Source organism: Streptomyces sp. NPDC045998 (assembly GCF_056430285.1).
Genome location: NZ_JBWKLJ010000007.1, coordinates 297492 through 308997 on the forward strand (window position 1 = coordinate 297492; position 11506 = coordinate 308997).

Sequence of the window (11506 nt, forward strand, 5' to 3'; positions counted from 1 at the left end):
TTATGCAGCTCCTTCAAGGGTGCGGCCGGTGCCGCGGTACTGCTCCCAGGTCCAGCCGAGCGTGCGGCGGGCCATGATCCCGACGGCGTGACGGCGGTACTTGGCCGTGCCTCGTACGTCGTCGATCGGGTTGCAGGCGGCGGAGGCGAGCTCCGCGAACTGCTTGGCGATCGAGGGAGTGATGATCTTGCCGTTGTCCCAGAAACCGCCCTCTTCGAGCGCGGCGTTCAGGAACTCCTCGGCCGCCTTGGCCCGCACCGGGGTGGGAGCCGCGGAGCCGATGCCCGTGCGCACGGTCCGGGTCTCCGGGTGCAGCGCCAGGCCGAAGGCGCAGACCGCGATGACCATGGCGTTGCGGGTACCCACCTTGGAGTACTGCTGCGGGCCGTCGGCCTTCTTGATGTGCACCGTCTTGATGAGCTCGTCCGGGGCCAGCGCGTTGCGCTTCACACCGGTGTAGAACTCGTCGATCGGGATGAAGCGGGAGCCGCGCACGGACTCCACCTCCACCTCGGCACCCGCCGCCAGCAGCGCCGGGTGGGCGTCACCGGCCGGGGACGCGGTACCCAGGTTGCCGCCGACACCGCCGCGGTTGCGGATCTGCGGCGAGGCGACGGTGTGGGACGCCAGGGCCAGGCCCGGCAGCTCGTCACGGAGGTTCTCCATGATCCGCGTGTACGGCACGGAGGCGCCCAGACGGACGTTCTCCTCGCCGACCTCGTATTCGCTCAGCAGTTCGATGCGGTTGAGGTCGAGCAGGTACTCCGGCCTCCGGTGGTCGAAGTTGATTTCGACCATGACATCGGTGCCACCCGCGATGGGCACGGCCGTGGGGTGCTCGGCCTTGGCGGCGAGCGCCTCCTCCCAGCTTGCGGGGCGAAGGAAGTCCATGAGTGGCTCTCTTCTACGTGATCCGGTGGTACGTGATCCAGGTGATCGACGTGTGCCGTGATCTGCGTGATCGGTCGTTCGCTGGGGCACGGGGGACGGCCGGGCCCACGTTCTCGTCTTCATGTTCACGTGCTGTTAACGCGTCGTGGAGCAAGTACACCCAGCGGTGCTCCACCCGGTGCAGTCGCTGAACATATGAAGGAGTTGGCTGGCCGCCCTCCTCGTCTTGTAGATTCGAACGAAAGGCGAGGACCAGTAACCTCTCCGTTTCCCCCCGGAAACGGTGGCCACGGGTCACCGGCCACAACCAGACACCCACGAAAAAGATCGGCGGCGACGAGATGCGGCTGCGCGCACTGCTGGAAACCGACGCGCTGGGGCTGCGGCTGCTCGGCGGCGAGGACGAGCTCGACCGCACGGTGCGCGGCGTGATGACGACGGACCTACGGGACCCCAGCCGGTACCTGTCGGGCGGCGAGCTGGTGCTCACCGGCCTGGCCTGGCGACGGGACGAGCACGACTCCGAGCCGTTCGTCCGGATCCTTGCGGCCGCCGGCGTCGCGGGCCTGGCGGCCGGCGAGGCGGAACTGGGCGCCATCCCGGACGACTTGGTCCAGGCTTGTTTGCGCCACCGCCTTCCCCTCTTCGCAGTAAACGAATCAGTTGCATTCGCAACGATTACCGAGCATGTTGTTCGACAGGTGTCGGGCGAGCGGGCCGGGGATCTCGCGGCTGTCGTCGATCGGCACAGAAGGCTGATGACGTCCGGCCCGGCGGGCGGCGGACCCGAGGTCGTCCTGGACCTCCTCGGCTCCGACCTGGACCTGCACGCCTGGGTGCTGTCGCCGACCGGGCGCCGGATCGCGGGCGCCGGGGCACCGCTGCCCGCCGAGGTGGGCGCCCGGCTCGCCGGTGAGCACCTGGCCGCCACCCGCACCGGGCGGCGCGGCCCGCACCGCGCGCAGGTCGGTCCCACGACGTACTCGCTCTTCCCGATCCGTAACACCGGGCGCGGCGCGGCCCCCGCGGCGCGCGATGTGCGCGAGACCGTGCTGTCCGATTGGCTGCTGGCCGTCGAGGCCGACGCGAGCGACTGGCCGGCCGCCCGGCTGGACCTGCTGCAGGGCGTCACGCAGCTGATCGCCGTCGAGCGGGACCGCCGGGACGCGGCGCGCACGGTGCGACGGCGGCTCGCGCAGGAGGTCCTGGAACTGGTCCAGTCGGGCGCGGCCCCGGCGGAGATCGCGGCGCGCCTCAGGGTGGCCGCGCCGGTGCTGCTGCCGGGTCTCGGGACCGCGCCGCACTGGCAGGTCGTGGTGGCGCGCGTCGAGTGGGGCGAGGAGGGCGCGGCGCCCGCCGTCACGCCCGCGGGCACGGGCGGCGCGGGCGGGGCGAAGAGCGCTCCGGCCCTCGAGTCCGGGCCGGTCGCCCAGTCGCTGCTGGAGGAGATCCTGGTCGACCCGGCGACCTCAGGCCCGGACTCGGCCGACCGGATCGCGGTGGCACACACCGGGGACGAGGCGATCGCCCTGGTGCCGCTGCCCGCGGTGCCGGGGCTGGACGGCTCCGGCGCCTCCCCGGAGGACGAGGAGGAGGGCGCGGCCGGGGTGCACGCGGGCGGCCCCGGGCTGCACGCGGACGCGCTGCTCTCGGCCGTACGGGAGCCGCTGTCGGCGGGGCTCGGGGACGACGGGCGGCTGACGCTCGGCGTGAGCGCCTCCGTGCACTCGGCCGAGGGGCTGCGCGGCGCGCTGGAGGAGGCGCGGCACGCACGGCGGGTGGCGGCGGCGCGGCCCGGGCGGGTGTGCGCGGCCGGGCACCACGAGCTGGCGTCGCACGTGCTGCTGCTGCCGTTCGTGCCGGACGACGTACGGCGGGCGTTCACGGCGCGGCTGCTGGACCCGCTGCGGGACTACGACCGGCGGCACCGGGCCGAGCTGATCCCGACGCTGGAGGCGTTCCTCGACTCGGACGGGTCGTGGACGCGGTGCGCGACGCGGCTGCACCTGCACGTGAACACGCTGCGGTACCGCGTGGGGCGGATCGAGCAGTTGACGGGGCGTGACCTGTCGCGGCTCGAGGACAAGCTGGACTTCTTCCTGGCGCTGCGCATGTCGTGACCGACCGTAAGAATGTCCTGACATTCAATCAACCAGTCTCACAGATAACGAGTACACGAATCACTATGTCCGGACATAAGGTCACCCTGAATCACCAGGACGCCCCGCATCAGGACGCCTCGCCTCAGGACGCCCTGCGCGGTGACTGCGCCAACTGCTTCGGCCTCTGCTGCGTCGCCCTGCCCTTCACCGCGTCGGCGGACTTCGCCGTCGGCAAGTCCGCCGGCACCCCGTGCGCCAACCTGCGGGACGACTTCCGCTGTGGCATCCACACCCGCCTGCGCGACGAGGGCTTCCCCGGTTGCACGGTGTACGACTGCTTCGGCGCCGGCCAGAAGGTCTCCCAGGTGACCTTCGGCGGCCGCGACTGGCGCCGGAACCCGGACACGGCCCAGGCGATGTTCGCCGCCTTCCCCGTCGTACGGCAGCTGCACGAGCTGCTCCGGTACCTCACCGAGGCGCTGGCGCTGAAGCCCGCGCGCGCCCTCCACGGGGAGATCCGCCGCGTCGTCGACGACACCGAGCGACTCACGCTCCTCTCTCCCGACGAGCTCGCCGCCCTCGACCTGAACGCCCACCGCGCGGTCGTCGGCGATCTGCTCCAGCACGCCGCCGAGCTCGTCCGGGCGGGCGTCCCGGGCGCGCGGTCCAAGAAGAAGAACCGCCGCGGCGCCGACCTCATGGGCGCCCGCCTCACCGGCGCCGACCTGCGGGGCGCGAGCCTGCGCGGCGCCTACCTCATCGCGGCCGACCTCACGGGCGCCGACCTGCGCCAGGCGGACCTGCTCGGCGCGGACCTCCGCGACGCGCGGCTCGCCGGCGCCGACCTCACCGGGGCGCTCTTCCTCACCCAGCCGCAGCTCAACGCGGCGCGGGGCGACGCCCGGACGGTCCTGCCCGCGGGGCTCGCCCGGCCCGCGCACTGGGAGGCGTAGCCAAGGGGCGGGCGAGGGCCCGGGCCAGGCACAAGAGGCACAACTCACCGGACAGATGTGCGACATCACACCAAGCGGACCGATGAGACGTTCTATATTCGGATCGTCATGCCGGATGAAGCATGCCTTTTCCTCGCACCGAGAGAGCCACAGCGATGACCCGAAGCGCCCGCAGCCGGGGCCGCAGACGAGCCGGCAACCGCAGCTCCCGCGCCCGTACCGTCCTGATGACCGTGTCCGCGCTGTTGCTCGTCGCGGTCGCGCTGTTCCTCGGGAGGACCGTGACCGGCGGCTCCGAGACCCCGGCGGCGGCGAAGGGCACCGGCGACGACGGCGAGGCGGCGCAGGCGCAGGGTGAGCGGCGGCCCGCCGGGGCCAACGCCCGCAAGCGCGCCGAGCCCTGGGACGGCAAGGTGGAGGTGCTGGGCGACGGCTCGACCTCGTACACCGGGCCGCAGCCGGGCCAGCTGAAGCCCGAGAAGCTGAAGCCGGGCCAGAAGCCGCCGCAGTTCGTGGTCTTCTCCTGGGACGGCGCGCTGGAGAACAAGGACCACCTCTTCTCCCACTTCCGCCAGGTGGCCAAGGAGAGCGACGCGCACATGACCTTCTTCCTGACCGGCATCTACGTGCTGCCGAAATCGAAGACGGACCTGTACGACCCCCCGAAGCACGAACGGGGCTCCGCCGCCATCCCGTACCCCACCGACGAGCACATCCGGACGACGCTCACCCAGCTGAGCGGCGCCTGGAAGGACGGCCACGAGATCGGCTCCCACTTCAACGGCCACTTCTGCGGTCCCAAGGGCGGCGGCGACTGGAGCGTCGAGGAGTGGAAGAGCGAGATCGACCAGACCTACGACTTCGTGAAGAAGTGGAAGACCAACACCGGTTTCACGGACATCCAGCCGCTGCCGTTCGACCCCGACCGGGAGTTCGTCGGAGGCCGGGCACCCTGCCTGGAGGGCCAGAAGAACCTCATCACGGCGAGCAAGCAGTACGACTGGCGCTATGACGCCAGCTCGCCCGGCGGCTTCCAGGCCTGGCCGCGCAAGCAGCAAGGTATCTGGGACTTCCCGCTGCAGCTGCTGCCGTACCCGGACAAGGAGATCCAGGTCCTCTCCATGGACTTCAACTTCCTCTACAACCAGTCCAAGGGGAAGACGGACGGCGACCCGGCCATGTACCCGGCCTGGAAGAAGACGACGCTGGACGCGTACATGAACGGCTTCAACCGGGTCTACAACGGCAGCCGTGCCCCGCTGTTCATCGGCAACCACTTCGAGCAGTGGAACGGCGGCATCTATATGCAGGCCGTGGAGGAGATGATGCGGGACGTCTGCCCGCGGAAGGACGTGGAGTGCGTGTCCTTCCGCGAGCTGAGCGACTGGCTGGACGTCCAGGACCCCGCCGTCCTGGAGCAGCTGCGCGGGCTGGACCCGGGCCAGGTGCCCGACTGGAAGACGGTGGTCAAGTAGCCGGAGTGGTCACCTGACCGGAGTGGTCGGGTGACAGCGAGGCGGACACGGTGGCGGTACGGCCCTCACGGGCGTACCGCCATCATCGTTCACCGGGTGTGCCTCCCCCGCCGGCCGCGGCCCTCAGGGGCGTGCCGCCCCCTTCGTCCTGCCCTCCGTGTAATCCCGCCAGATGTCCGCCGGAAGGCGGCTGCCGAGCGTACCGGCGTCGGCGCCGGCCACCCGGTCCAGCGGCATGAGGTCCAGCTTGCGCAGGTCCATCCGGTACAGCACCACGGCCGTGGCCTCCTGCTCGGTGTACCCCACGAACCACGCCGCCTTGTTGTCCTGCGTCGTGCCCGTCTTGCCGGCCGCGCGCACCCCGGGCACCCGCGCCGTCGCGCCGGTGCCCTCCTCCATCACGCCCTCCAGGGCCTCGGTCACCTTCCGCGCCACATCGGCGGAGAGGGCCTGCGTGGAGCGCACGGCGGGCAGCGGGACCTTCTGGCCGTTGCGGGTGACGCTGAGGACCGAGTACGGCTCGGTGTGCTTGCCCTTCGCGGCGAACGTCCCGTACGCCGTCGCCATGCGGATGGCGCTGGGCGTGGAGGTGCCGAGCGAGAACGCCGGTTTCTGGGGGCCCATGCTGGACGGCAGCAGCCCGGCGTTCACGGCGTGGCGGCGCACCCGGTCCAGGCCCACGTCCATGCCGAGCTGGAGGAAGGGCATGTTGACGGAGTTCACCATCGCCTCGCGCAGGGTGATGGCCTCGCCCCAGGACTTGCCGCCGTCGTTCTGGCCCTTCACCACCTTGCCGTCGCGGTCCCAGTAGGGGCCCTCGGGCGTCATCAGGGAGGCGTTGTGGCGGCCGTCGTACGGGGTGGAGGGGGTGACGGGCACGCGGGGGCCTTGGCGCTCGCGCATGACGCCCTCGCTGAGCGCCGCCGCGTAGACGAACGGGGTGAAGGCCGATCCGGCCGGGACGGTCACCGCGTTGGACTCGTTGAACCCCTGCTTGAGGAAGCCGGGACCGCCGTACAGGGCCAGGATCTTCCCGTCCGCGCCGACGGTGGCCGCGCCCGTGCGGACGAAGGTGTCCTCTTCCCGCTTCTTCGGGTCGAGCTTGGCCCGGGCCGTGTGGACGGCCTTGTCGAGGGCCTCGGTCCGGGTCTTGTTGAAGGTCGTGTAGACCTGGTAGCCGCCGAGGTCGAACTCCGCGTCGGAGACCTTCCCGCTGCGGGTGACGTACGACTTGGCGAGTTCGACGAGGTAGCCCTGCTGGCCGCTGAGGTCGGTCCGGCCGCCGGTCACCTCGGTGGGCTCGGGGAACTTGGTGTACTTCGCCCGCTCGGCCGGCGAGAGCTTGCCGATCTCGACCATGCGGTCCAGCGTCCACTCCCAGCGCTCCACGGCCCGCTCGCGGTTCCCGCCGCCGAGGGCGGGGTCGTACAGCCCGGCGCCCTTCAGGAGGGACGCCAGGAAGGCGCCCTCGCTCGCGTTGAGCTCGGACACCTCCTTGCCGTAGTACGCCTGCGAGGCGCGCTGGATGCCGTAGGTGCCGCGCCCGAACCAGCTGGTGTTGAGGTAGCCCTCCAGGATCTCGTCCTTGCTGAACTTGTTGTCCACCTTGAGCGCGAGCATCATCTCGGTGAACTTCCGCGAGAACGTCTGGTCCTGGTTGAGGTAGGCGTTCTTGACGTACTGCTGCGTGATGGTGGAGCCACCCTGCGTCTCGCCGCCGCCCAGCATCCGGGTGACCGCGCGCATGATGCCGGAGGGCGAGATGCCCGGGTCCTCGTAGAAGCTGGCGTTCTCCGCCGCCAGCACGGCCCACCGGACGTCCTCGGGCACCTCCTCCAGGGGCATCTCCTGGCGCCGCACCCAGCCGGTACGGGCCATCACGGTGCCGTCGTCCCAGTAGTAGACGTTGTCCTGCTGCGTGGCGAAGGAGTTCAGGTCCTCGGGTATCTCCGTACGCCAGTACACGAGGGCCAGACCGGTCGTGACGAGCCCCACGGCGATGAGCAGGGAGCCCATGAGCTGCCGCCACGAGGGGATCCACCGGCGGAAGCCCTGGCGGCCGGGGCGGGGGTAGTGCGGTCGCATGCGCCGCGCCAGCGGGAGCAGCACCGCCAGCCGGTCCACGGGCACCCAGGAGGGCAGCTTCCGTCGGGGCTGCCGGGCGGCCCGGCGGGAGCCGGCTGACGCGCGCGGCTCACCGGCGGCTCCCCCGCGGCCCGTGGCGGCGGGGACTCCGGCGGAGAGGGTCCGCAGGGCCATGGTGGACTCCACGTCCGCCGGTCCGGCGGACTCGGAGCGCTCAGAGGTGCCCGGGGGTTCCGGGTATCCCTGGTGCTCGGAGCGGTCCGGGTATCCCGGGTGCTCCGGGTGCTCGGAGCGCTCCCGGTATCCCGAGTGTTCCGGCTGCTCCGGGTATCCCGAGTGCTCCGGGTGCTGCGAATCCGCTGAGTGCTCCGGCCCGGTCTGGCCGACGTGCTCCGGGCGTGCGGAACCGAGGCGTCCGGTCCTCCGGCGCGGCGCGGGCTTCCCCCTCTTACCCATGGCACATCACCGCGGCCCCACGCCCCACGTCACGGCCGACCACCGTCATCGACATCATTCCCCCCGAGTCTGCTCACGCCTTCTTTACGGTATTCACCCTATGAAAGATGAAGTTTCACCGACTGCGGGGGGCGGTTTCAGCAGGTGGACGCGCCCGTGCTCACTTCCGGGCGTAGTCCGCGAGGGCGGGTTCCAGCAGGTCGAACGCCCGGGCGGCCTCCTTTTCCAAGGTCGCCGCGATCTCCGGGTTGGCGTGGCCGGCGAGCGTGAGCTCCTGGATGCGCTGGAACAGGACGCGGTGCACCGCGCCCAGCAGGGCCGCGGCCGTACGTGCCGTGATGTCGTCGGCCGGAGCGCCGGTCGCCTCGGCGAGGGCGGCGGCGAGGGCGTCCTCGCGCTGGTCGTGCAGGCCGCGGAGGCAGGCGGTCAGCGTGGGGCTGTCCGCGATCATGCCGGTGAACTCCGGCCCGGCGAATCCGGCGACGGGGTCCTGGGCGGCGACGGCGGCCAGGAAGGAGCGGCGGAGCGCCGCGAGGGCGGTCTCCCCCGGCGCCCGCTCGGCGACGGTACGGGCCAGACCGGCGGCGAACTCCTCCTGGTGGTCGAAGGCCAGGTCCTCTTTGCGCGGGAAGTAGTTCGTCACCGTCTTCTTCGCGACGCGCGCGGCGTCGGCGATGTCGGCGATGGTCGTGGCCTCGAAGCCGCGTTCCAGGAAGAGCCGGGTCGCCCGGTCGGAGATCAACTGCCGCGTCTCGCGCTTCTTGGTCTCCCGCAGGCCGGGGGCCGCGGTGTCCGTCGCGCTGCTCGTCTGCTGGGTCATAGGACCCATCTTACATCGGTCGTAAATTAACTCCCGTCGTAAGGTGTGGTACGCCGCAGCATCTGGCCGGCGGCCAGCGCACGGTACAGAGGGCTGGTCTCCAGCAGCTCGTCATGGTCGCCGCAGGCGACGGCACGGCCCTCGTCCAGCACCACGATCCGGTCCGCGTGCTGGACCGTGGAGAGCCGGTGCGCGATCACCAGCACCGCGCACTCCCGGGCCGCGTCCCGCATGACGGCGGTGAGCGCCGCCTCGTTGAGGGCGTCCAGGTGGGACGTCGGCTCGTCCAGCAGCAGCAGGGACGGCCGGGCGAGCAGGGCGCGGGCCAGGGCGACGCGCTGCCGCTCGCCGCCCGAGAGGGTCGAGCCGCGCTCCCCGAGCCGGCCGGAAAGCCCGCCGGGAAGGCGCCGCACGACACCCTCCAGCTGGGCGAGTCCGACCACCCGCCGCACCTCCTCGTCGGTGGCGCCGGGCACCGCGTAGGCGATGTTGTCGCGCAGCGTGCCGTGGACGACGTGGGTGTTCTGGTCGACCACCGCGATACGCGCCCGGCACTGCGCGCGGGTCAGCTCGGCGGCGGGCCGCCCGTCGAACAGCAGGGTCCCGGAGTCCGGTTCGTAGAACCGTGCCGCGAGCGCGAAGACGGTGGACTTGCCCGCGCCGGAGCGGCCCACCAGGGCCACCTGCCGGCGGGGCGGGACGGTCAGGGTGACGCCGCGCAGCACCGGGCGCGCCGGGTCGTAGCCGAACCGGACGTCGCGCAGGGCGAGTACGGGTGGCGGCGCCGCCTCGGCGGGAGGCGGGGTACGAGGTGTCACCCGGCACTTCGCGGTGGAGGGCTCGTCCGGCTCCGCCTCCAGCGCCAGCGCCTCGGCGATGCGCTGGTGGGCGCCCATGCCCCGCTGGATCAGCCCGACCGCGCGGAAGACGGACGACAGCGGCAGCACCAGGTACGACGCGTACAGCAGGAAGGCGACGAGGTCGCCGAGGGAACCGGAACTGCCGTTCACCCGCAGGCCGCCGATGACGAGGACGATGAGGAACGAGCCCTGGACGGCGAGTTCGACGGCCGGGCTCATCACGGACGCCAGCTTCGCCGTCCGTACGCCCGCGTCGTACGCCGCGTCCACGCGCTCCCCGATGCGCCGCGCCTCGCGCTCCTCCGCCCGGTGCACCCGCACCATCGGCAGCGCGCCGAGCGCGCGCTCCAGGTCCGCCGCGAGAGCGCCCACGGCGTTCTGCATGCGCGTCGACGCGGCACGGATGCCCTGGAGCAGCGAGGCCACGACGGCGGCGGCGCCGGCCACCGTCAGGGCGACGAGGAGCAGCAGGACGGGGTCGAGCCACGCCATGAGCGCGATCGCCCCGGCCGCGACCAGCGCACCCGTCACGAGGTCGACGAGCGCCTGCGACACCACCTCCCGCAGCAGCGTGGTGTCGGAGGTGACCCGGGCGATGAGGTCGCCGCCGCGGTGGCGGTCGTACTCCCGCATCTCCAGCCGCAGCAGCCGGGCCACGAGCCCGTGGCGGAGTTGCCGTACGACGCCCTCGCCCATGCGCTCCAGCACGAAGCGGCCCACCGCGCCGGTGGCCGCCTCGGCGACGAACAGCGCGCCGAGCAGCGCCAGCGGCGTCCAGAACGCGGCGCCGTCCCCGGCGCGTCCGCTCCCGTCCACGACGAGCCGGGCCACCAGCGGCTGCGCCAGGCCGAGCGCGGAGCCGACCAGGGTGAGGACGGTGGCGGCGGCGACGGAGGACCGGTGCCCCGCGGTGAGCCGGTACAGCGTGGCGACCGCGGCCCGGGTGGAGCGGTCCCCCTCCGCGCCCGCGCGGTCGCCGGCCGCCTGAGTGCCGGTCATGGGGTCGACGGCCCGCTCGCCGCCCGGTCCGCTTCGTCCGCCGTAAGCTCCACGCCCGCCGCGTCCGCCGTGGGCTTCGCGCCCGCCGCATCCGCCGTGGGCGCTTCGTCCGCCGTGGGCTTCGCGCCCGCCGCATCCGCCGTGGGCGCTTCGTCCGCCGTGGGCTTCGCGCCCGCCGCATCCGCCCCGTGGACCGGACCCACCGCGATCAGCCGCCGGAAGTAGTCGTCCGGCACGCCCTCGCCCACCGGCCGCCCCTCCGCCTCGATCCACGCGTGCGCGGTGAAGGGCGGCACGACCCGTACGCCCGTGCACCACGTGGGCCAGCTCCCGCCCAGCCGGCACAGCAGCGCCGCGCCCAGCGAGCGCGGCAGGCAGCCGCGCGGACCGGCGCAGCGCAGGCTCACCGCGCACAGGGCGTCGCGGGCGGCCGCGGCCTGCGCGGCGGTGGCGGGCCGGGCCCCGCGGCGTACGACGCCGAGCACGGCGCGCATCCGGCGCGGCGGCAGCAGCGCGAGTGCGAACGCGGGCAGCAGCACGAGCCGCGCGGCCAGCCGCCGGGCGAACGGCACTCCGGTGGGCCGCTCCAGCGCGCTCGGTGTGGTCATGAGACCAGCCCCGAGGAGCGCAGCTCGGCCACGAGGGCCGCGACGTCCTGCTCGGCCCGCGCCCGCTCGATGTCGTACGCGGTGACGAGCGCGTCCGCCGCGGCGGCTTCGTCGCCGCCCGCCATCAGGGTGCGGACGACGACGGTGCCGGCGGGGTTCAACTCCCAGTACTGTCCGCTGCGTTCGTCGAGGAGGACCGTGCCGTAGTCGGTGTCGGCGGTGGAGACGTCGGCGCCGAAGCGCAGTGCCATGGCTGG

At 72.5% G+C, this 11506-nt stretch carries 8 protein-coding genes and 1 pseudogene; 3 read left to right on the top strand and 6 right to left on the bottom strand.

Annotated features, from left to right (window positions below; genetic code table 11):
* Positions 1-891, bottom strand: a complete 891-nt coding sequence (locus AC07FJ_RS22375) for an FAD binding domain-containing protein (protein ID WP_468288097.1) — start codon at positions 889-891, stop codon at positions 1-3.
* A 341-nt stretch (positions 892-1232) separates the two neighbouring features.
* Between AC07FJ_RS22375 and AC07FJ_RS22380 the strand changes: the two genes are divergently transcribed.
* The 3 genes from AC07FJ_RS22380 to AC07FJ_RS22390 all read left to right on the top strand — a co-directional run bounded on the left by AC07FJ_RS22380 (position 1233) and on the right by AC07FJ_RS22390 (position 5421).
* Positions 1233-3011, top strand: coding sequence for a PucR family transcriptional regulator ligand-binding domain-containing protein (locus AC07FJ_RS22380; protein ID WP_479051103.1), 1779 nt, complete (start codon positions 1233-1235; stop codon positions 3009-3011).
* Between the two features lie 65 nt (positions 3012-3076).
* Positions 3077-3946, top strand: a complete 870-nt coding sequence (locus AC07FJ_RS22385; protein WP_479051104.1) for a pentapeptide repeat-containing protein — start codon at positions 3077-3079, stop codon at positions 3944-3946.
* Between the two features lie 155 nt (positions 3947-4101).
* Positions 4102-5421: a polysaccharide deacetylase family protein gene (locus tag AC07FJ_RS22390; protein WP_479051105.1), complete on the top strand. Its 1320-nt coding sequence runs from the start codon at positions 4102-4104 to the stop codon at positions 5419-5421.
* A gap of 123 nt (positions 5422-5544) precedes the next feature.
* Here AC07FJ_RS22390 and AC07FJ_RS22395 read toward each other — a convergent pair whose 3' ends face one another.
* The 5 genes and pseudogenes from AC07FJ_RS22395 to AC07FJ_RS22415 form a co-directional block, all read right to left on the bottom strand.
* A complete protein-coding gene (locus AC07FJ_RS22395; RefSeq protein WP_479051106.1) occupies positions 5545-7680 on the bottom strand; it encodes a transglycosylase domain-containing protein in 2136 nt (711 codons plus the stop codon).
* A gap of 442 nt (positions 7681-8122) precedes the next feature.
* Positions 8123-8782 carry a TetR/AcrR family transcriptional regulator gene (locus AC07FJ_RS22400; RefSeq protein WP_479051107.1) on the bottom strand — a complete coding sequence of 220 codons (660 nt, stop codon included), beginning with the start codon at positions 8780-8782 and terminating at the stop codon, positions 8123-8125.
* A 26-nt stretch (positions 8783-8808) separates the two neighbouring features.
* Entirely contained in the window at positions 8809-10641 is a 1833-nt protein-coding gene (locus AC07FJ_RS22405) for an ABC transporter ATP-binding protein (protein WP_479051108.1), read from the bottom strand.
* Between the two features lie 191 nt (positions 10642-10832).
* Positions 10833-11249 (bottom strand): annotated as a pseudogene (locus AC07FJ_RS22410) (lasso peptide biosynthesis B2 protein); the annotation flags it as partial.
* Positions 11246-11500 (bottom strand): lasso peptide biosynthesis PqqD family chaperone, encoded by a 255-nt coding sequence (locus AC07FJ_RS22415; protein WP_361429019.1) that lies wholly within the window; start codon positions 11498-11500, stop codon positions 11246-11248. The gene AC07FJ_RS22415 and the pseudogene AC07FJ_RS22410, both read right to left, overlap by 4 nt.
* Between the last annotated feature and the right edge of the window lie 6 nt (positions 11501-11506).